Raw genomic sequence first — 21256 nt, 5'->3', positions numbered from 1 at the left:
CGCATAAAAATAACCCTCCTTACTGGTTTTGTCCAGCAAAGAGGGTACATATCATATATACGACTGCCTTTTTCTAAGAATATTTAGTTTTAATCTTCATTCCAATTATTAACAAGGATTATTTTATAGTATCTATCCAAGAAACAACATCATCTTTACTTGCTCCTGAACTAAATCTTTTTCCTTCTTGCCAATTACCGGTACCAGTCATTTCAGCAAGTAATTTACCACTTTCACCAAGTTCAGAAGATGCAGATGTACAAAACGGAATAACTGTTTTTCCAGTAAAATCATTAGCACTAATAAATGTATTTACAGGCCACGCAGCAATTCCCCACCAAATAGGATAACCAATATAAACTGTATCATAGCTATCCCAGTTATCGATTGTTGTTGACGATAATTCGACATTTCGCTTGTCTGGATTATCATGCTCTATGCAAACCCGACTATCTTTATTATTCCAATTCAAATCATCGTTTGTATAAAGTTCTTTTGGAATTAATTCAAATAAATCCGAACTGGTTTCATCAGCAATATATTTTGCTACCGTTTTAGTATTTCCCGTTGAAGAGTAATAAACAACCAATGATTTATTGTCTTTTTGCTTTGTAGATTGTTCTTTTGATAACTCATTGCTGCTTTCTTTTGATTTAGACTGTTCTTTTGATGAAGATTCTACACTTTTAGTATGAGATTCTTTAGACTCTGTTTCAGAAATTGTATTTCCTTGACAAGCTGTCAACGAAAATACAAGCATAGATGACAGCATAAGCGTAATAAGTTTTTTCATATTATCACTCCTATTTTTTAGGTTTTAAAGGGCCATAAAAATAGCTGGCTGTTGCTCCACCATCGCACATAAAGTCCGTACCGGTAATAAAAGCTCCTTTATCACTCATAAGCAATTCTGCAACATTTGCAACCTCATCTGCTGTTCCCGGACGACCTGCTGGGCATTTAGCAAACATATTCTTATAAAAATCCCCTCGTGGACCATTAAATTCATCAATAGCAAGTGGTGTTACAATTATACCCGGTGATATAGAGTTGAGCCTTGCTCCTCTTTTTCCCCATTTAACCGATTCAGCCATAACACGCTTTTCGTTACATCGTTTTGCCATTTGATAAGCATGAAGTGTATCTCTTATGTTTTCAGGTTTAAGGATATCAAGTGAAAGTAATTCATCAGTAGGTGTGCAAGCAAGCATAGCGTCTTCTTCTGCTGTAAGCTGTGGCATACGCTTTCCCGATTGACTGGAGATTGTAACACCAACACCGCCCTCTGAAATAACTTTTCCAACTTCTTCTAATAATACAGCTGTTCCGTATAAATCAACTTTTAAAATGGTTTCTATTAACGCCTGACTTGGCGAAACTCCTGCCGCATTTATAAGCATTTTAATTTCACCATATTTTTGAGCTTCGGAAATCATATTTTTAATAGAAGTACGACTTGATAAATCCATCTCTAAAGGGAATGTATCAAAGCCTGCATCATTCAGAATTTTTGAAATTGATTGAGCGTTTTCAAGCTTTTTATCGCCTATTATAATCTTCATTCCATAGCCCATACGACGAACAATGGCCATACCAATCTGACCTGCACCGGTTAAAATCATAACATTTTTCACAGAATTATCACCTCACAATTTTCTTTATCCAGTTTTCGATTTCATTTTCAGGTGTACGAAGCTTATCCTCATCAAAGCGAATATTGATTTCATCTTTTACAGAAGCTCCTGTGCATACTTTTTCTACATCTTTAAAAGTATGACCTATCCAACCGCCATTTGTAGCAAATGTATATATTTTCTTACCGGAAAAATCATTTTGCTCTAAAAAAGTCTTTACAGCGGGAGCGAAGGTATACCACCATACTGGTGTACCAAGAATTATAGTGTCATATTCTTCAAGATTTACACCAAATGGCTCAAGCTCAGGCATATAGCCTTGATTAACTTCTTTCTTGCCCTGTTCTACAATCGAGTTATAGCTTCCTTTATAAGGAACTACTGTTTTAATCTCGGCAATATCTCCGCCGATTTCTTTATGTATCTTTTCAGCAATTTTCTTTGTATTGCCTGTGTAAGAATAGTAAACTATCAGAGTTTTCATATTTATTCCTCCTCTGCATATACTTCCTTTGCCATACGGAAAGCTGCCCATGCCTTTGGCCAACCTGCATAAAAAGCAAGCTGTGTCAATGCTTCGGACATTTCTTCCTTAGTAACACCATTTTCCTTAGCTTTTTGCATATGATATTGAAGTGAACTATCCAATACACCACTTGCCATTAAGGCTGTTACAGTTATCAAGCTACGGTCACGAGGTGAAAGCTTATCCTCTCTTGACCATACCTCACCGAATAATACATCATCATTTAATTCTGCAAACTTTGGAGCAAATTCTCCCAAAGCATCATGACCTGCTGTTACTTTTTCCATTTGTTATTCCTCCTTGATTAAAGCTTGTTATATTCTTCGTCGGAAACTGGTTCACACCATTCATTTTTGCATTCCTCACCCGGAACTTCTACTGCGATATGAGAAAACCAACTATCTTTTTTAGCACCATGCCAATGTTTAACATTAGCAGGAATAGTAATAACGGTTCCAGGAACAAGGCTAACTGCCTTTTTACCTTCTTCCTGATACCAACCTTCACCCGCAGTACAGATTAAAAGCTGTCCGCCGCCTGATTTTGCGTGATGAATATGCCAGTTATTACGGCAACCTGGTTCAAAGGTAACATTCGCAAGGAACAACCCATCTTCCGGCTTAGTCAAAGGATTGAGAAATGATTGACCAATAAAATATTTTGCATAAGCAGTATTCTCTGAACCTGTTCCAAATACATTCTGCTGTTCAAATTCTTTTTTATCAGTTGTTTTCATTGTTATTCACCCTAACTTTAAATCCATTCTTTCAATTTATCTTTTGCTTTTGAAGCACTTCCGCCATGTATAGCAAGACCTTTTTCAACTTTAGCATTAGGACAGATTCGTTTAATATCTCCCTCACTGTGTCCCATTCCACTACCTTCGTGGGTACAGAAAGGCTTTATTGTCTTATTGGCAAAATCAAAATGCTCCAAAAAAGTGAATACAGGCATCGGCATTGTTCCCCAATAATTCGGATAGCCAAGATATATAGTATCGTATTCATCAAGACTATCAGGATAATTTTTCAATTCCGGTCTGGCATCTCTCTTCTGGTCGTCTTGTGCCTGAGAAATACATTCATTATAGTTTTTTGAATATGGTGTAATTGGCTCAATTTTAAATAAATCAGCACCAGTAAGCTCTGCCAATGTTTTTGCAACAATCTCTGTATTACCAACTGCTACAGTGCGTAAAGCACCGCTGAAATAGTTTTCATCTGCCCTTGAAAAATAAACAATCAGCTTTGACATTAAAAACACCTCCGCTTATCTATATGACTTTTCATAAATAGCTGCACATTCCTCATCGGTCATCTGTACAGGGTCACAAGCAAACAAGCCACCCATAGTAGCACGAGCATTCTTAGCCAAAGTCATACACTCGTCCTTTTGAATACCATAATCAGACATTTTTAAATCTGCTACGCCACAAGCCTTTTGAAGGTCAACCAAAGCAGTTATAAAATCCATTGGTTCTTTTGCGTCAGCCTTGCCAAGTGCCTGTGCCATACGAACAAATCTTTCATCGCAACAATGCTTGTTGATAAAGTGTGTATAGTATTCCTTAGAAATCATAATAAGACCTGCACCATGAGGCAAATGTTGATGATAAGCACTCATTGCGTGTTCCATAGAATGTTCGCTTGTGCATGAACCTACAACCATTGAGTAACCTGACATAGTATTTGCAAAAGCAACATGCTCACGAGCCTCTAAGTCATCACCATTTTTAACTGCACGAGGTAAATATTTTCCGATGTTTTCAATAGCAGCAAGCTGTACCATATCACTCATAAGACTGCTTACAATAGAAATATATCCCTCAACAGAATGGAACAATGCGTCAAAGCCCTGATATGCAGTAAACTTAGGTGGAACTGTCAACATAAGCTCAGGGTCTACAACTGCCAAAACCGGGAATAAGCTGTCCATACCGCCACAGCCTATTTTTTCATTTGTTTCTGGATTAGTAATAACACCCCACTGGTCAACCTCAGAGCCTGTACCAGCTGTTGTTGTAATTGCAACTACTGGTAAAGTAGGATTTACAAGTGGTTGCATCTTACCAGTAGAGCCTGCAACATAGTCCCAAAGCTCTCCAGGCTGAAGTGCATACATAGCCATAATCTTCGCAGCGTCCATAACAGAACCGCCACCAAGTGCTACAACAAAATCGCAGCCATTATCTTTAGCGAATTTTGCACCTGCTTCAACAGTTGATTTAAGTGGATTTGCTTCTACCTTATCAAAGATAGCGGTTTCAACACCAGCCATACGAAGCTGTTCTAATGTACGGTCTAAAGTTCCATTTTCACGAGTAGATTTGCCATTTGAAATAACAACCATTGCCTTTTTACCCGGCATAGCTTGTTTATGCAGATTGTTTAATTCTCCTGCACCAAAAAGAACTCGTGTAGGATTAAAAAAGTTATAAGACATATAAACTACCTCCTGAAAAATTTTTTATTATTTATTTTTACCAAGCTTTTAGCTTATCTATATTATATATCGCATTTTCTTGACATTGAAGAACAGATATGATAACATCGTATTAACCAATACTTAATACGATAGGAGTGTTTCAAATTGTTTAATAGTCTATTGCCAATATTCGTATGTGTTGCAGATTGTGGAAGCTTTAATAAAGCTGCAGAAAAAATGTATATTTCTCCTCCGGCCATAATGAAACAAATTAACGCTTTAGAAAAGCATTTAGATATGAAATTATTCGATAGAACCAATCAAGGTATCCGTCTAACACCTGCCGGAAAAGTAATATATCGCCATGCTAAATTTTTATTTGATTATTCCGAAAAAGCAATAGAAGAAGCCAAACGAGAAATGCAAATGTTTGAAACAACTTTTTGTATAGGAAGTTCGCTTTTAAATCCTTGCAAACCTTTTATGGATTTATGGTATAAGGTAAATGACAATTTTCCCGGATATAGACTGCATATAATTCCTTTTGAAGATGACCACGAAGGCATTTTATCTGAGATTTCCGCATTGGGAGAAAAATTTGATTTTATAGTAGGTGTCTGCGATTCTACCCAGTGGATGAATCATTGTAATTTTCAGCAAATAGGCACTTGTCAACATCAAATAGCTGTTCCACGAGAACATCGATTGGCACAAAAAAAGCGTCTCACCATACAGGATTTATATGGTGAAACGCTTATGATGGTTAAAAAGGGAGATTCAAAGGTTGTAGATAATATCAGAGCTGAGCTTATAAAACACCCACAAATTAAAATAGAAGATACACCTCAATTTTATGATATAAAGGTATTCAACCATTGTGTCCAGACACAAAACATAATGCTGACGCTTGATTGCTGGAAAGATGTACACCCTGGCTTAGTAACCATACCTATAGATTGGGATTATCCTATTCCTTACGGTTTGCTATATTCGCTCCAACCAACAGATGATATTAAATTATTTTTAAAAATAATCCAAAAAGAAAATTTTAATCAAGTCTAATTTATAATATAAGCAGTAAAATCATAACTATTACAATTATAATTCCGACCAAAGTAGTTATTCCATAAATTTTCTTTGATTCAGAATCATTCTTTTCTTTTATAAGATAATAAATTCCTGCACCTGAAATTAATGCACCTATAATCAAACCAATAATCTTCAATATCATTTATATTTCCTCCATTTTAAAAGTAAAGCTGAGTTGATTATTACCAGAACAGAGCCTGCATTATGTACCAATGCCCCTACGATAGGATTTAAAATTCCTGTAATTGCAAGTATAATAGCTACAAAATTTAGTGTCATAGAAAAAGTCAGATTTAATTTTATAGTAGTCATCATTCTTTTGGATAAAGATAATAAATGTGGCAATTCCTCTATTTTATCATCTACTAACGCAATATCGGCAACATCAACTGCAATATCACTTCCTACGCCACCCATAGCTATTCCTACATCAGCTTTTTTCAATGCAGGGGCGTCATTGATTCCATCTCCAATCATACAAACCGGCTGACCTTTTTTCTGATAACTATCTATGCAATTAAGCTTATCTTCTGGCAAACAAGAAAAATGAATCTCTTTAATATTCAACTTTTGTGCAATAGACTTTGCTGCATTTTCTGCATCACCAGTTAAAAGTACAGGCTCTACGCCTATTTCATTAAGAGTTTGAAGCATTTTTGCACTTTTGGGTCTGAGTGTATCTGCTAAAGCAATAAAACCTGAAAATTTTCTTCTAATGGCTAAGTAAATAACAGTCGCACCTTCTGCAAGATAATTTTCCGCATCTTGTAAAGATTCTTTAGATATTTCTATTTTATAGTCTGTAAGAAGTGTAATATTACCTGCAAGTACTTCCTGACCATTAATGGTAGCTATAACTCCCTTTCCAGGTGTCATTTTAAAATGCTCTGTTGTCAGAAGTTTATCGCCATATTGTTTTTCATAATAACGAATAATTGCTTTGCCCAGCGGATGTTCTGAGAGGCTTTCTGCTGAAGCTGCATATTTAAAAAGCTCACTTTCACACATGGTTTCATTATAGGTTTTGACTGCTACTACTTCAGGATTACCAAAAGTTAGTGTACCAGTTTTATCAAATGAAATTTTTTGTACCTTTGATAACCTTTCCAGAGCATCTCCCTCACGAACAAGGAAACCATGCTTTGTTGCATTACCAATAGCTGCCATAATTGCAGTAGGCGTTGCAAGAACTAAGGCACAAGGGCAAAATACAACAAGTATTGTAACCGCACGAATAATTTCTCCTGAAATAATCCATGTTAAAGCTGCGGCAGAAAGTGCTATTATAACTATCCATGTTGCCCAACGGTCAGCCATTCCAACAACCTTTGCTTTTCCGGCATCTGCCGATTGGACAAGTTTAATCATTCTTTGAATGGAGCTATCCTCGCCTACTTTTGTTGCCTTCATATCAAATGCACCAAACTGATTAACTGTGCCAGACGCAAGCTCATCACCAACAGTTTTATCAACAGGTAACGATTCACCAGTCATAACAGCCTGATTTATAGAAGTTTGTCCAAATACGATAACACCATCAACTGGTACAGTTTCACCTGGTAAAACTCTAAGCAAGTCGCCAACCTTAACCTGTTCCGCAGGAACTATATTTTCAGAATCTCCATTTATAATTCTGGCAGTCTGTGGTGTAAGATGTACAAGTTTTTCTATTCCTGCTCTTGCCTTTGCTACGGTTAATTCTTCTAACAAGCCTCCAAGCTGCATAATAAACGCAACTTCACCTGCCGCAAAAATCTCTCCGATACAAACAGAAGCAACCAAAGCAAGAGATACAAGTACATCTGCCTTAATATCAAATTCTGTCACAAGACCTATAATTGCTTCTAAAATTATAGGAATACCACATAGAATAATAGCTACCCATGCTATATCAAATTGCAATGGAAACAGTTTGAAAATACTGCATAGAAGTGATAAACCCGAAATTACAAGGAACACTATATCTCGCTTTGTGCCGCCAATTTCGAGTATACACTCAAGTTTTCGCATAAATTTCTTCATCAATATGCCCTCTTTCTATACCCATATAGGTATGAGTATATTATACCTATATGGGTATAGGTTTTTCAAGAGATGAAAAAGAAACAGTTGCATTTTTTGCAACTGTTTTTCATAAAATTAAGATGTTAATTCGTTTAACCCATATTTGCAAAGCGTTCAACTGCTTTTGTAAAATCCTCTATGGTCTTTTCCGCATCTCCGTGTTCAATGCCATCTTTCACACAATGCTTTATATGTCCCTCTAATACTACTTGACCACATTTATGAATAGCAGATTTAGCAGCATTCATTTGAGCAAGAATATCTTCGCAAGGAACATCTTCATCAATCATCCTATCAATAGCTTGCAACTGACCAATTATTTTTTTTAACCTTCTATGTAAGTTTTCTGAATCCATACATTGTTTCATAAAAACACCTCAAATAATTTATTAACTATATAAATTGTAATTTGTTTCTATTATAAAGTCAATAAAAAAATTTATTTGTTGAATAAGACTTTAGTAATATCAAATTTTTATAATTTATTCTTTAAATTGCATATAAATATTAATGTGACCTTTAAATTCAAATCAATTAACACACATTAAAAATATATTATAATAACCCATTTACGCATTATAATAAATCATTTTCACTATTTTTTATTGACTTTACAATATTTTTTTATTATAATCTATTTAACAATAATTATCGAAAGGTGGTAAATCTTATGCTATCAAAGTCTAAAAAATTGTTCACAGCACTTTTATCCTCAGCATTGTCGCTTCAACTTTTGGTATCACCGTGTATAGTTGCTTCCGCCGAAAGCGGAAATTATACGGAAAAAGCAGTATTGGACTCTTCCTCAAGCAATATATCTGAATCAGCTTCAAACGGAGGAAGCGTTATTGACGCACTTACAGACCAGGATGCTGTTAACGGAATACTTACTTTGATTGAAACTTTTGCTAAACCGGAAGAAATTTTGAAAAAGGCTGTTGACTGGGGAGCTAAAAAGTTTATGGCAGAGGCACTTAATATAAAAAGTGATGATGAAAAGTTGATGGAAAAGATTGATAAGCTTATGGAAGGACAGGATAAACTGCACAATGAAATTCAAAGTCTTTCAAGACAAATTACCTGTACTCAATTAAACGGCATTATAAATGATTACAACAAAATAAAAGACAGTATGTCACCTTATATTATTTTTAATTCTCTCAGAGAAATTGATGAAAATAAAAGCTATTCATCTGAAAAGGCTCAGGCTTTGAGAATTGACGCGCTTACAAAAGAACTGGGAATCTATGATGATGACATGGGAAAAATTGATTCCAACTTTGATAAGTATTATAATTCACTGAAAAACATACTGACTATAGAATTAGAAGTTACCTATGAAGATGGTGTAACTAAATCTGATGATTTGTTTGAGGTTAAGTATCAGTCTTTAAGAAGAAAGTATCATTGGGAACATCAGGCTTATAGTGAATGGATTACATTCCAGAATGATGCGTTATTAACTTATACCATTACTGCCACTATTGAAAAACGTTCTCTCCAGGCACGTATTTATAATATTGAAAAATGGAACAGTACGCATTCGGAATCAGAACAAAAACATTCCGGATATGTTTCAAACAAGCTTAAACAGGTTAATGAGGATATTAAAAAAATTCAGAAGCTTGTCGACCGAAAAGTTGTTGTGCGTGACGAAAGTGAAAGATATTATTGGACTCCCGGACATGAAATACTTCTTTACACGACTCCAAATACTCAAGGTATTCCCCAGGAAAACAAAAATGCAGGAGTCGGAGACAATAAATACATTAAGAGAGCGAAAGGTATTAAACTGGTAAAAAATTACTCTGACTGTTATGTGCCAACTACAAGATTCAACTTTTGGAAGCCATTTATAAGATATGAGGGTGGGGACACCTTATTGGCAAATTATGACCAGTTGAATATGATTTTAAAAGATTATGGCGGTAAAAAGAGCTTGTATGATATATTCTTCTCCAAAGACGAGGGTAATTTCAATTTGCCGTCAAAGGTTAATCAGGATTGCAGATTCGTTATTGACGCACAGAAATCCGAAGTAACAGGCAAGAGCTATCCTTTGACTTATGAACCTTATTTCTTTAAGGCAGATCAGGTTTATTGCTACGGAATTGAAAATTCAAAAATCCAAGGCGACAAGTTGCCGTCTCCAAGTAAAATACATCTTTGTTACTATCACAACAGTCACGCAGACCCTAAAAAAGACGATAACTGTGTTGGTATAGGCGTTAAAAGTGTGGGCGAAATTCCTCCAAATAATAAATCAGTAAAGGAAGAAACTTATACTAATTGTAATGAAACTATTGTATGGTCAGGAGATATGCAGGATTTACATTTTCCAATATCTGAAAATGCAGGAAATGTAATTTCCGTAAGTGCTGACGGCAATGTCATTGATAAAGATAAATACAGCGTTTCGGAGGATAAAACACAAATAACACTGAGCAAGGAGTTTTTGCTCACTTTAGAAAGCGGTACGCATACACTTGCAGTGGAATCCAGCAATGCAATAAACAGCTTTAGCTTTACAGTTGCCTCTAAAAGTACGCCATCAGAACCTGATAATTCTGTATCTGACGAGAAACCAAGCTCTTCAACGGATACAAACATTGACGCTCCACAAACAGGAGATTCAAATATTTGGAAAATATGGATTTGTATATCTATATTTTCTGTCATAGCAATAATTACAGTCAGCCAAAAAGCTAAAAAATACAAATAATAAATATTTCTCTAAATTTATACCAAGTTAAAAATATCATAAACTAAAATTATAAATTGGGTGTGTAAACCGTTTTGGGTTTACACACCCATAATTTTATTATACTTTTTAAAAAAATTTTTATAAAAGTTCTCTATATTTTAATTTTAAGCATAGTATAATATTTACAATAAGCAATTTTATATTGACAATACCCTATAAGGGTATATAATCTCAAATATAAGATACCCTTATAGGGTATAATAAAAAATGAGGTGATATAATGGAAAATGAAATTAAAGAATGTCCATACTGCCATAAAACAAAGCAGAGAACGGACGAAGAATATAAGGCACTCATCAACAGGTTGAACCGTATCGAAGGTCAGATTCGTGGCATAAAGGGTATGCTTGAAAAAAATGCCTATTGCACCGATATTCTGATTCAGGTAGCCGCCGCAAATGCTGCACTCAACTCATTTAATAAGGAACTTCTTGCTAATCACATAAAAACCTGTGTTGCTCAGGATATTCGTGATGGTAAGAATGAAACTATAGATGAGCTTGTTGCGGTTCTCCAAAAGTTGATGAAGTAGGAGGTACTATGAAACAATTTAATGTTACAGGTATGAGCTGTGCTGCTTGCAGTACAAGAGTTGAAAAGGCTGTCAATAAGGTTGCCGGCGTAACTTCATGCTCGGTAAGCCTATTGACAAATTCTATGGGCGTCGACGGAACTGCATCTTCTGAAGAAATAATTTCGGCGGTTCGTGCAGCAGGCTATGACGCCTCTGAAAAAGGTTCAGACACTAAAAGCTCTTTACAATCTGATGAAGATGCACTCGAAGACCATGAAACACCTAAACTAAAAAGAAGATTAATAGCCTCTTTAATCTTTCTTGTGATTCTGATGTATATTTCTATGGGGCATATGATGTGGAATTGGCCATTACCATCATTTATTTCAGATAATCATATAGCTATGGGGCTTATTGAATTATTATTAACAGTAGCAATTATGGTCATAAATCAAAAATTCTTTATAAGCGGCTTTAAAAGTCTACTTAAAGGTTCGCCAAATATGGATACTCTTGTGGCACTTGGTTCAGGTGCAGCCTTTGTGTATAGCTGTTATGCACTTTTTGCAATGACTGATGCACAACTCAGAGGCGATTCTGCCGCAGTTATGGGATATATGCACGAATTCTATTTTGAATCGGCTGCTATGATTCTTACACTCATTACTGTTGGTAAAATGCTTGAAGCTCGCTCAAAAGGAAAAACTACAGACGCGCTTAAAAGTCTTATGAAGCTTTCGCCTAAAACAGCTAATATTATTCGTGATAATGTTGAACAAACTGTATCTATTGAATCGGTTCACAAGGGTGATATTTTTGTAGTAAGACCAGGAGAAAATATCCCCGTAGATGGTATAATAATTGATGGCAACAGTGCTGTAAATGAATCTGCTCTTACAGGCGAAAGTATACCCGTTGATAAAACTATTGGAGATACGGTGTCCGCAGCTACAGTTAATCAATCAGGATTTATAAAATGTGAAGCTACAAGAGTTGGCGAAGATACCACACTTTCGCAAATCATAAAAATGGTAAGTGATGCTGCGGCAACTAAAGCACCTATCGCAAAGGTTGCAGACAAGGTTTCAGGAATATTTGTTCCTGTCGTTATCACTATTGCAATCATAACTATTGCAATTTGGCTGTTATGCGGACAAACTGTTGGCTTTGCTCTTGCAAGAGGAATATCTGTTCTTGTAATAAGCTGTCCTTGTGCATTGGGTTTAGCGACACCTGTCGCAATTATGGTTGGTAATGGAATTGGTGCAAGAAACGGAATATTGTTTAAGACAGCAGTTTCTCTTGAACAAACGGGCAAAACTGAAATTATTGCACTTGATAAAACCGGAACAATTACAAGCGGAGAACCTCGTGTAACTGATATTATTCCTAACGGAACAGGTGAAGCAGAGCTTATGAAGCTTGCCGTTTCTTTTGAAAGTAAGAGTGAACACCCACTCGCCAAAGCAATTATTATAAAGGCAAAAGAAATGAATATTATTGCTGATGAAGTTACTGATTTTAAAGCACTTATTGGTAATGGCCTTTCTGCAAAACTTAATAATGAAGAAATATTTGCAGGAAGTATGAGCTTTATCACAAGTAAGCTTAGCCTTTCAGATGATATTATTTCAAAGGCAGAAAAACTCGCAAACGAGGGTAAAACTCCCCTATTCTTCGCAAGCTCCGAAAAGCTTATCGGCATAGTAGCCGTTGCTGATGTCATCAAAGAAGATAGTCCAAGAGCAATCAAAGAACTTCAAAATATGGGAATCCGTGTAGTTATGCTCACAGGTGATAACGAACGAACCGCAAATGCAATCGGAAAACAAGCAGGTGTTGACGAGGTTATAGCAGGTGTTCTTCCTGACGGAAAAGAAGAAACTATTTGCAAGCTAAAAACTCGTGGCAGCGTAGCTATGGTTGGCGATGGAATAAATGATGCTCCAGCACTAACTCGTGCAGATGTTGGAATTGCAATCGGTGCAGGAACAGATATAGCGATTGATGCCGCAGATATTGTTCTTATGAATAGCAAGCTCACAGATGTTTCCGCCGCAATAAGACTTAGTCGTGCAACGCTCAGAAATATTCACGAAAATCTTTTTTGGGCATTTATATATAATGTTATCGGTATTCCACTTGCTGCCGGAGCATGGATTTCCCTGCTTGGTTGGGAAATGAATCCTATGTTCGGAGCCGCAGCAATGAGCCTTTCAAGCGTTTGCGTTGTTACTAACGCATTAAGACTCAATTTTCTAAACATTAAAAATCCTAAGCACGATAAAAAACGAAAAACAAAAAATAAAAAGGAGATTAAAACTATGGAAAAAACTATTAAAATCGAAGGTATGATGTGTCCTCATTGTGAAGCTACTGTAAAAAAGTGCCTTGAAGCTCTTCCTGAAATTGACGAAGCAACCGTAAGTCACAAAAGCGGTACAGCAATAGTAAAACTTAATGCAGATATTTCTGATGAAGTTTTAAAAAGCACTATTGAAGCTCAAGGCTATAAAGTCATAGATTAATTTTATTACAAAACAAAAAATCCTCTCGGACTCTAAATATTAAGTCAGAGAGGATTTTTTTATATTCTTTTATTATTTAAGTTTTTTGATTTTCTTTGAATAACTCTTATAATCTTTATTCCATTGAGAAAATGCTTTATCTCCCCTATGGTCAGTAAGTTTAAAGTTATCAGTAAGATATTTTCCGACAAAGGAAGTATTTTTCTTTGCACCATATACATTAAGATGATAACCTTTATCGCAACTATCCTTAGACCAATCAATTTTCATTTCATCAATGGAAAGATTGGTGTCAAGATATTTTATATTATTCTTTTCGGCATAAGTCTTAACTGCCTTATGGCGTTCATCATTCCACGCCCTTGGGAGCGGTGATGACATAAGCACAAACTCCGCACCATTCTTATCACAAAGCTCTTTCATTTTATTAAGATAGCAAAGATTTGTATATTGAATAGGCGTTGTATAGTCTGATGGCTGCATATAATTTTTATTACCGCGATAAGGCTTAATCTTATTTGTAAGCACATATCCCTTTGAAACATAGTGCTTTGAATAATCAGGTTCAAGCGTAAAATCTTCTACTTTTAAGCTGCTCCAACGATTGTGATATTTCAAAAGTGGGCATATATTTGCTGTCACTACATCTAAAGTAGCATTAATACCATCAATCTCATTTGAAAGGAATATCAAATCTTGTTTAGCTTTGCTATAAGAACTTTTTATTTTCTTGCCATAAGAATTGAATATACCTTCAGTTTCATAGATAACGACTTTAGGTTTTTGTTCTTTGAAGAAATCCTCAAGCATATAATATCCTTCTTGAATTTTCTGGGCAGGAGCACCACAAACAAAACTGGTATATCCATATTTGTTCCAAAGTTCAAGCGGAGAAAAGCTTTTATATGCTGAACTATTTCCAACTACTACAACATCTATTGAATTAGCTCGTTCTCCATGATACGAATTTCCATAGTAATTTTTATTGCCATATTCAGTAGAATTTTTCTTAGGAATAAAAATCTTCGAACCTATTCCCAAAAATGCTGTAAATATAAGCAAAAAACAGATAACCTTGGAGATTCTCTGTATGATAAGCTTTTTGCTTTTTTCCAAATTATCAGTCCTCTCTTACATTCATCAGAACTGTGCATAAAGGAAGTCTGCTACACGATAGCCCTCTCCATATGCTCCAACTATTACTAAAATAAATAAAGCTGCAAAATAGATTGTCCAGCGAATAACTATATTTCTCTTGGCAATCTCATCTCTAAGATGGTGTCCTCTTTCTTGAAGAACACCAACTATAAATAATGCAACTGCTCCTATTGCAATAACTATAAAATCATATATATGAAGTTTATAGCTTAATATACTTGTTGCAAAAATATCGCCATTAAATTTGCTGAATATAGCACACAAAGCATACCAAGCGTCAGCAAGTGTATTTGCTCTGAATATAAGCATACCGAGATTTACAAGTAAGAAAGTGCGTATTACCTGAAATACAAAATATGGCTTAGATTTTCTGTTGATATGTAAGGCATTAGTTATCTTTACAAACAAAGGCTCAAAGAGCAAGCCAAGCATCATTACAACATAGTAATAAAGTCCATAAACTATATATTTTACTTCTGCTCCGTGCCAAAGACCATTTATAAACCATACAAAGAAAAGTGCAAATGCTGATGGTAGGAATTTTGCAAGAAAATCTCCAAAATTCTTTTTAGCCTTTGCAGAAAGATTTGCAAAAAACTTAGAAAGCGAAATTGGATAAAAGATATAATCACGAAGCCATGCTCCGAGAGTGATATGCCAGCGTCTCCAAAACTCATTAACAGATGTTGAGAAAAACGGACGCTTAAAGTTATCTGCCATTTCAATCCCGAATAGTTGCCCTATACCCTTTACTAAATCCATACAGCCCGAAAAATCCGCATAAAGCTGAATAGTATAAAGCAAGACTCCTAAAAGAAGAATTGAGCCATCTGCATCATAAATTTTCTCAAAAACATTGCTTACAAATATTCCTGCTCTATCTGCTATAACCATTATTTTGATAAGTCCCCAAAGCATAAGTTGAAGACCTTTCATAAATTTGTCATAATCAAAAGAATGTCCTTCATAAAGCTGACCTGCAAGCTTATCATATCTTCCGATAGGACCTTCTATTATCTGCGGAAAGAAACATACAAAAAGCAAAACTCTTCCAAAATTTTTATCAGCCTTACAGGTCCCTCTATAAACATCAATAACATAGCTAACTGCTTGTAAGGTATAGAAAGAAATTCCGAGAGGAAGTATAAGGCTTAAGGGCGGAATAGCTGTACCAAAAATGCTATTTACCATACCTAAGAAGAAATTGCCATACTTTAAAGTAAGAAGCAACCCAAAGTTAATTATAACAATCGCAAGAACAACAAGCTTTTTTTTATTGGTTGCTTTTTTCTTTAATAGTTTTTTTTCTTCTTTTGTGATACCTTCTGCAGATTTCTGCTTTTTAAAGTTATCATTTATCTTTTGCATAAGTAAACCAGCAACATAGATTGTCACTGATGTTCCAAGCATTATAAATGTAAAAATTCCGCTTGAAAGAATATAGAATATAAGGCTTGAGGCAAGAAGTACACCCCATCTTGCCTTTTTAGGCAAGATATAATAGAGCAATAAGACAATCGGCAAGAATGCAATAAGAAATATATTTTCTTTAAAATTCATTAGTCCTCGTCCTCAAGACGCTTAATCATCTTTGCCATAGCTTCTACTGAATTAAAGTTTTCAGGAACAAGGTCTACAACTGAAATTTCTACATCAAATTCGTCGTTCAATTCTGATACAAGAGAAATAATATCAAATGATGCAAGAACACCTGCGTCAATAAGGTCTGTTCTTCCCTCAAAATCTACACCTGGCTTAACTTCGCTAAGAATTTCTAAAATTTTCTTTTCCATTTTAAATTACCTCCGATTAAATATCTTTATAAGTTTGTTTTAAAAGTTTTCTATCTATTTTTCCGTTTTGATTATATGGAATTTGCTTAATTCTCTTTATAACATTTGGTCTCATATAAACAGGGAGTTTTTCTGAAAGCTTGTCCATAAGTTCATTATCAGTCATTTTTGAACCTTCGTATATAAAGACAATTTTGTCTTCATTTTCGTTGTAAATACATACGCAGGTTTTTATTTTTTCTATTGAACCTGCCGCAGCTTCGATTTCTCCAAGCTCTATACGATAACCCATATGTTTAATCTGATAATCCTTTCGGGAAATATAAATTATTTCTCCCTTTTCGTTAAGCTTTACAAGGTCTCCGGTTTTATATATGATTTCAGGATAAGCTGTATTAAGCGGATTCTGTACAAAAACTTCTTTGGTTTTTTCGGGATTATTATAATATCCCATAGCAAGGAATGAACCTCTTGCACATAGCTCGCCTTCTTCTCCGACTTCAGCCAAACGATTATCTTCTGTAAGAATCATAACATCACAGTTATTGCAATGCTTACCTATTGGAAGTGTTTCATCATCTCTGAAATCTCTGTCAACAACATAATATGTGCATATATCAGTTGTTTCTGTCGGACCATAAAGATTAGCATAAAAAATATCAGGACGCTTCTTAATCCACATATTAAGCTGTTTTGTAGGCATAACCTCACCTGCAAAAAGTACCTTTTTAAGCTTTGGAAGCTCAACATAGTCAAGAGCTTTCCAATTTGCAACAATAGATAACGCAGATGGTACCCAATAAATCGTATTTACTTCTCTATCTCTTATATACTCAAGCAATTTTATAGGGAAAGAAAAGTATTTCTTCGGAATAATATGGAAAGTTGCACCATTTCTTATTGTAGAGAAAACATCAAGAACTGACATACTAAAATAGAAAGGCGTCTGACTTCCAAATACAGTTTCACTTGTAATATCAAAGGTCTCAGAAACCCATTCAGAATATGCTATAACATTTCTATGGCTTACAACAGTACCTTTTGGAACTCCTGTCGAGCCAGATGTAAACAGCGAATATAAAGGGTCTGTGTCTATCGAATTGCTACGAATTTCTGCAAGCTTTTTATCATCAATCTGCTGATTCAAAGTATCTTCAAGCAATATAATTTCGCCACAATTTTCTATACTTTCAGCAATTTTCAAATGTTCATTATCAGTTATTATCGCTATTGGCTGAAGCGAATCAAAAATTGTACTGATTCTATCAGCCGGCATCATAGAATCTATAACTGTATAAAAATTTCCACTATAAGCAACTCCAAAAAAAGCTGTAAGGGCAAATACGGTTTTATCAAGAAAAACTGCTATGGACTTATTTTTCTTATTAAATTTTTTTACAAGAGCAGTTCCTACTGCCTTAGACATTTTTAAAAGTTCGGTATATGTAATAGAATTACTCTCATCAGAAAACGCTATCTTATTTGGAAAACTCTTTGCAGAATTTTCGATAAATTCTAATACATTTTTCATTTAATTCCTCCATTCGTTATATAGTGTATTATTAGTTATAGTACAGTTATATCACTACTCAAAAGCAATGTCAATACTTTTTTATAATAATTATTACAACGTAACTGTACGAATTTATATTATATCAAATCTAAATATGTAAAACAATAGAAAAAGTCTTTATTTAAAAAAATATTATAATTTTTGCAAATTTTTTACAAAATATAATTATTTTAACCATCTTTCAAGTGCATTATATAGTTGGTTTAAATCTAGTGGCTTGGACATATGTTGATTCATACCTGATTTTAGAGCAGCCTGAACATCTTGAGCCAAAGCATTAGCGGTCATTGCTAAGATAGGGATATTTTTTAAATCTTCTCTATTAGAATTTCGTATTATACGAGTTGCCTCATATCCATTCATAATTGGCATTTGAATATCCATAAAAATAATATCATAATAATATGGCTCTAAAGATAATATTCTATCTACTGCCTTTTTTCCATCAGAAGCATATTCTACCTTTATCCCTGTCATTTTAAGAATTTCACCTGCTATATTAGAATTAAGAGTATTATCCTCAACAAGTAAAGCTCGCTTAGATGAATAATCATTTTTAGCAAACTCAGCTAATGAATTTGTACTATTATCACAGTTATTTTTTATATTATCTGATAAATTTCCGTCTATTTGAAACTTCAAAAATATAGTAACCGTAAACTTTGAACCTTTGCCTTTAATACTTTCAACTTCAATATCGCCATTCATCATACTAACAATATTTTTCGCAATAGCCATACCAAGGCCTGTTCCCTGTATTTTTCCTATATAGCTTTTCCGCTCTCGAGTAAAGGGTTCAAATATATGTTTTAGAAATTCAGGTTCCATACCCATGCCATTATCTTCAAATATGAATTCATAACATCCAACATAAGGTCTATTCACCAATTTTTCTGAAATTATAACATTTATTCTGCCACCTTCCGGCGTATATTTTATTGAATTACTTATAAAATTTGTAAAAATTTGTTTAATTCTAATTTCATCTCCTATAACTCGGTTGTGTTCTATATTTTTTATATCAATAGTAAGTGTATGTTTTTTTATCTCAGCCTGTGGCTTACATATATCAATTACATTATCAATAAGTTCTGATAGCACGATATTTTCTTCATTAAGTTCTATTTTTCCGGATTCTATCTTACTCATATCAAGAACATCATTTATCAAGGCCAGTAAATGGCTACTTGATATTTTAATCTTACTAAGACAATCTGCTATTTTTTCAGGGTTATTCAAATACGCTTCTGCAATAGAAGTCATACCTATAATTGCGTTCATTGGTGTACGAATATCATGACTCATATTTGAAAGAAAATTTGATTTAGCCTGATTTGCACGATTAGCAACCTCATAAGCTTCTTTTAAAGCCTGTTTGGTAGCAAGTTCTTTTTTCTTCTTTTCATCTATATGCTGTGCTAATAAAAGCAGGTGAACAGGCATACCTGATTCATCAGTATCTACAGTAATAAAACTTATTCTTTCCCAACCGGCTTTTTTACTATGAAACTCCATACTTAATATGCCTTCATTTTTCATACGCTCTCTAAGTGTATGAAAATCTGTAAATTTTTTAACATCTTCAAAAGATTCTTCACTTACGCCAAATTCAAGCCATAAATTAACAGTTTCTTTTGCATTACCACTTTTTGGTATATATTCTTCTAAATAATCTACGCTTATAATTTGCTCATATGTATTATTGATAAGGTCTATATAATAGTTACAGTAATATATGCCATTCATTGCATCTATTATTGAAAGTTTTTTCTGTTCAGATTCTATACTTTTCTGAAGTTCTTCTTTTGCATGTAAAAGTTCAAGTTTTCTCTGTTCTTCTTTATGAATATCCGTCGTGTCTGTTGCAATAACTATAGCTTCTATATGACCATTATATTCATTTTTAGAAAGCAAAGCTAACAATCTTATAAAAACATCTCTACTACTGTCGTAATATTCTGTCTCTATATTTGTATCTCCGCTCTCAAAATGTTTAATCAGTAAATCTACCGTAAGATGTTTATTTATATTTTTATTTAGAAATTTAGGCTTTTGAATAGCAATCCAATTTTCAACAAGTTTATCATAATAAACAGGTGCCGATAAACCAAATTCCTTTAATATATTTCTGTTATCTTTTGCATAAATTTCAGAATTTATAATTCCTTCTGTAACATCAAATTTAAACGAAAATTCACAGTTTCCAACCAGTGCGTCACGATACTGCTTTTGTTCGGTATGAAGTTTTTCACTAAGATTTGCAAGTTGGCTTATATCAAGAACTGAGCTCAAAATAAATAATTGACCATTATCAAATTTTAATAGCTTTGTAACTGCACTTGTAACACATATAACTCCATTTGAGTTTTTTGACTTAAATGTATAAGCTACCTCATCTCCGTAAACTTTTAAATTTTTAATAGCTCTCCTTACAATATATTTATCCTCATCAAGAATTTTATTTTGCAGAAATTCTAAAAAAGAACCCATTAAATCTTCATCATCGCAATCAAAAATACGCTTTGCCTTATCGTTAATTATTAAGAGTCTGTAATCAGGTATAGTATAAGCTATAATTCCACAGCTCAAAAGACTTACTATCTGATTTTGCATAGTAAGAATTTCTTCATTTTTTTCTTTTATTTCCTGATTTTTTTGATACATTGTAAGCTCTATTATTCCGTCAGTATTAACCATAACATTCTTTAGTAAATTTCCTACTTTTTTCAAAGCATGACATTCCTCATCTGACCATTTATGCTTATCTGAACATTTCATACCTACTGAGCAATAATATTTTTCATTTCTTATAAAGGCATAATCAAGAACATTATCTTTAATAGTTTCTGTACTATATAAATATATACCATCTTTTCCGTAAGTATATAATGCTGTTCCATCAATATTGTGATTTATCGGAAATTCTTTGCCTTTCATATTATATTCAGTATTCTCTGGACTAAAATAAGGATAGCAAAAAGTATCCTTGCTTTTATCTGCAAAAGCTATATATGCTGCGTCAATATTAAATTTTGAACTAATCGCTATAAGCAGTTCTGTAAAATCATTATTTAGAGGCGTTCCTTTTTCTAAAATAACATTAAAAAACTTTTTAATATCGTTATCAATTCGCGTCTTAAACAGTTTCATAATACACACCCATTCTTTAACTAAACATATAAGTATTAT

Annotated in this window: 19 protein-coding genes; 4 read left to right on the top strand and 15 right to left on the bottom strand. The window is 34.1% G+C overall.

The annotated features are described in order from the left end of the window. Positions 1 to 118 precede the first annotated feature (118 nt). Genes ACLU24_RS13100 through ACLU24_RS13070 form a run of 7 tightly spaced genes read right to left on the bottom strand, consistent with a single transcriptional unit; the run spans position 119 to position 4602 of the window. Positions 119 to 793, bottom strand: a complete 675-nt coding sequence (locus tag ACLU24_RS13100; protein WP_412613119.1) for a flavodoxin — start codon at positions 791 to 793, stop codon at positions 119 to 121. A 10-nt stretch (positions 794 to 803) separates the two neighbouring features. After that, positions 804 to 1622, bottom strand: coding sequence for an SDR family oxidoreductase (locus tag ACLU24_RS13095; RefSeq protein WP_412613120.1), 819 nt, complete (start codon positions 1620 to 1622; stop codon positions 804 to 806). Between the two features lie 19 nt (positions 1623 to 1641). Further along, entirely contained in the window at positions 1642 to 2118 is a 477-nt protein-coding gene (locus ACLU24_RS13090) for a flavodoxin (protein ID WP_412613118.1), read from the bottom strand. Between the two features lie 2 nt (positions 2119 to 2120). Further along, positions 2121 to 2447: a carboxymuconolactone decarboxylase family protein gene (locus ACLU24_RS13085; RefSeq protein WP_412613116.1), complete on the bottom strand. Its 327-nt coding sequence runs from the start codon at positions 2445 to 2447 to the stop codon at positions 2121 to 2123. Positions 2448 to 2464: 17 nt separating this feature from the next. Further along, positions 2465 to 2896: a cupin domain-containing protein gene (locus ACLU24_RS13080; RefSeq protein ID WP_412613114.1), complete on the bottom strand. Its 432-nt coding sequence runs from the start codon at positions 2894 to 2896 to the stop codon at positions 2465 to 2467. 17 nt (positions 2897 to 2913) lie between these two features. Further along, positions 2914 to 3414 carry a flavodoxin gene (locus ACLU24_RS13075; RefSeq protein WP_412613113.1) on the bottom strand — a complete coding sequence of 167 codons (501 nt, stop codon included), beginning with the start codon at positions 3412 to 3414 and terminating at the stop codon, positions 2914 to 2916. A gap of 15 nt (positions 3415 to 3429) precedes the next feature. Next, a complete protein-coding gene (locus tag ACLU24_RS13070; RefSeq protein ID WP_412613111.1) occupies positions 3430 to 4602 on the bottom strand; it encodes an iron-containing alcohol dehydrogenase in 1173 nt (390 codons plus the stop codon). Between the two features lie 147 nt (positions 4603 to 4749). Between ACLU24_RS13070 and ACLU24_RS13065 the strand changes: the two genes are divergently transcribed. Beyond that, positions 4750 to 5646, top strand: a complete 897-nt coding sequence (locus tag ACLU24_RS13065) for a LysR family transcriptional regulator (protein ID WP_412613109.1) — start codon at positions 4750 to 4752, stop codon at positions 5644 to 5646. A gap of 1 nt (position 5647) precedes the next feature. Here ACLU24_RS13065 and ACLU24_RS13060 read toward each other — a convergent pair whose 3' ends face one another. The 3 genes from ACLU24_RS13060 to ACLU24_RS13050 form a co-directional block, all read right to left on the bottom strand. Beyond that, the gene (locus ACLU24_RS13060; protein WP_412613107.1) at positions 5648 to 5815 is read right to left on the bottom strand and encodes a hypothetical protein; all 168 of its coding nucleotides are present in this window, start codon (positions 5813 to 5815) and stop codon (positions 5648 to 5650) included. Beyond that, the gene (locus ACLU24_RS13055) at positions 5812 to 7695 is read right to left on the bottom strand and encodes a heavy metal translocating P-type ATPase (protein WP_412613106.1); all 1884 of its coding nucleotides are present in this window, start codon (positions 7693 to 7695) and stop codon (positions 5812 to 5814) included. The genes ACLU24_RS13060 and ACLU24_RS13055 overlap by 4 nt, the downstream gene beginning before the upstream one ends. A gap of 134 nt (positions 7696 to 7829) precedes the next feature. Further along, entirely contained in the window at positions 7830 to 8105 is a 276-nt protein-coding gene (locus ACLU24_RS13050) for a metal-sensing transcriptional repressor (protein ID WP_412613104.1), read from the bottom strand. Positions 8106 to 8407: 302 nt separating this feature from the next. Between ACLU24_RS13050 and ACLU24_RS13045 the strand changes: the two genes are divergently transcribed. The 3 genes from ACLU24_RS13045 (at position 8408) to ACLU24_RS13035 (ending at position 13543) form a co-directional block, all read left to right on the top strand. Further along, complete coding sequence (locus ACLU24_RS13045) at positions 8408 to 10459, top strand: hypothetical protein (protein WP_412613102.1); 2052 nt, start codon at positions 8408 to 8410, stop codon at positions 10457 to 10459. A 262-nt stretch (positions 10460 to 10721) separates the two neighbouring features. Next, positions 10722 to 11033 carry a metal-sensing transcriptional repressor gene (locus tag ACLU24_RS13040; RefSeq protein WP_412613100.1) on the top strand — a complete coding sequence of 104 codons (312 nt, stop codon included), beginning with the start codon at positions 10722 to 10724 and terminating at the stop codon, positions 11031 to 11033. An 8-nt stretch (positions 11034 to 11041) separates the two neighbouring features. Further along, positions 11042 to 13543 (top strand): heavy metal translocating P-type ATPase, encoded by a 2502-nt coding sequence (locus ACLU24_RS13035; RefSeq protein ID WP_412613098.1) that lies wholly within the window; start codon positions 11042 to 11044, stop codon positions 13541 to 13543. Between the two features lie 72 nt (positions 13544 to 13615). On the opposite strand, the gene ACLU24_RS13030 is transcribed toward ACLU24_RS13035, so the two are convergent. The 5 genes from ACLU24_RS13030 to ACLU24_RS13010 form a co-directional block, all read right to left on the bottom strand. Continuing rightward, complete coding sequence (locus tag ACLU24_RS13030; RefSeq protein WP_412613097.1) at positions 13616 to 14659, bottom strand: SGNH/GDSL hydrolase family protein; 1044 nt, start codon at positions 14657 to 14659, stop codon at positions 13616 to 13618. Positions 14660 to 14683: 24 nt separating this feature from the next. After that, on the bottom strand, positions 14684 to 16261 hold the full coding sequence (locus tag ACLU24_RS13025; protein ID WP_412613096.1) for an MBOAT family O-acyltransferase: 1578 nt from the start codon (positions 16259 to 16261) through the stop codon (positions 14684 to 14686). Continuing rightward, positions 16261 to 16494, bottom strand: coding sequence for a phosphopantetheine-binding protein (locus ACLU24_RS13020; RefSeq protein WP_106764082.1), 234 nt, complete (start codon positions 16492 to 16494; stop codon positions 16261 to 16263). The genes ACLU24_RS13025 and ACLU24_RS13020 overlap by 1 nt, the downstream gene beginning before the upstream one ends. A gap of 16 nt (positions 16495 to 16510) precedes the next feature. Beyond that, complete coding sequence (locus ACLU24_RS13015) at positions 16511 to 18025, bottom strand: amino acid adenylation domain-containing protein (protein WP_412613095.1); 1515 nt, start codon at positions 18023 to 18025, stop codon at positions 16511 to 16513. A gap of 207 nt (positions 18026 to 18232) precedes the next feature. Further along, a complete protein-coding gene (locus ACLU24_RS13010; RefSeq protein WP_412613093.1) occupies positions 18233 to 21217 on the bottom strand; it encodes an ATP-binding protein in 2985 nt (994 codons plus the stop codon). Between the last annotated feature and the right edge of the window lie 39 nt (positions 21218 to 21256).

Source organism: Pseudoruminococcus sp., from assembly GCF_047012705.1.
Taxonomy (GTDB): domain Bacteria; phylum Bacillota; class Clostridia; order Oscillospirales; family Acutalibacteraceae; genus Pseudoruminococcus.
The sequence above is the reverse complement of the archived record's forward strand: the minus strand, read 5'-3'. Positions and strand labels throughout refer to the sequence as shown.

Excerpts from the sequence above, each read along its gene's own strand:
- ACLU24_RS13100 (WP_412613119.1), bottom strand. The coding sequence starts at position 793 with ATGAAAAAACTTATTACGCTTATGCTGTCATCTATGCTTGTATTTTCG.
- ACLU24_RS13095 (WP_412613120.1), bottom strand. The coding sequence starts at position 1,622 with ATGATTTTAACCGGTGCAGGTCAGATTGGTATGGCCATTGTTCGTCGT.
- ACLU24_RS13090 (WP_412613118.1), bottom strand. The coding sequence starts at position 2,118 with ATGAAAACTCTGATAGTTTACTATTCTTACACAGGCAATACAAAGAAA.
- ACLU24_RS13085 (WP_412613116.1), bottom strand. The coding sequence starts at position 2,447 with ATGGAAAAAGTAACAGCAGGTCATGATGCTTTGGGAGAATTTGCTCCA.
- ACLU24_RS13080 (WP_412613114.1), bottom strand. The coding sequence starts at position 2,896 with ATGAAAACAACTGATAAAAAAGAATTTGAACAGCAGAATGTATTTGGA.
- ACLU24_RS13075 (WP_412613113.1), bottom strand. The coding sequence starts at position 3,414 with ATGTCAAAGCTGATTGTTTATTTTTCAAGGGCAGATGAAAACTATTTC.
- ACLU24_RS13070 (WP_412613111.1), bottom strand. The coding sequence starts at position 4,602 with ATGTCTTATAACTTTTTTAATCCTACACGAGTTCTTTTTGGTGCAGGA.
- ACLU24_RS13060 (WP_412613107.1), bottom strand. The coding sequence starts at position 5,815 with ATGATATTGAAGATTATTGGTTTGATTATAGGTGCATTAATTTCAGGT.
- ACLU24_RS13055 (WP_412613106.1), bottom strand. The coding sequence starts at position 7,695 with ATGAAGAAATTTATGCGAAAACTTGAGTGTATACTCGAAATTGGCGGC.
- ACLU24_RS13050 (WP_412613104.1), bottom strand. The coding sequence starts at position 8,105 with ATGAAACAATGTATGGATTCAGAAAACTTACATAGAAGGTTAAAAAAA.
- ACLU24_RS13045 (WP_412613102.1), top strand. The coding sequence starts at position 8,408 with ATGCTATCAAAGTCTAAAAAATTGTTCACAGCACTTTTATCCTCAGCA.
- ACLU24_RS13040 (WP_412613100.1), top strand. The coding sequence starts at position 10,722 with ATGGAAAATGAAATTAAAGAATGTCCATACTGCCATAAAACAAAGCAG.
- ACLU24_RS13035 (WP_412613098.1), top strand. The coding sequence starts at position 11,042 with ATGAAACAATTTAATGTTACAGGTATGAGCTGTGCTGCTTGCAGTACA.
- ACLU24_RS13025 (WP_412613096.1), bottom strand. The coding sequence starts at position 16,261 with ATGAATTTTAAAGAAAATATATTTCTTATTGCATTCTTGCCGATTGTC.
- ACLU24_RS13020 (WP_106764082.1), bottom strand. The coding sequence starts at position 16,494 with ATGGAAAAGAAAATTTTAGAAATTCTTAGCGAAGTTAAGCCAGGTGTA.
- ACLU24_RS13015 (WP_412613095.1), bottom strand. The coding sequence starts at position 18,025 with ATGAAAAATGTATTAGAATTTATCGAAAATTCTGCAAAGAGTTTTCCA.
- ACLU24_RS13010 (WP_412613093.1), bottom strand. The coding sequence starts at position 21,217 with ATGAAACTGTTTAAGACGCGAATTGATAACGATATTAAAAAGTTTTTT.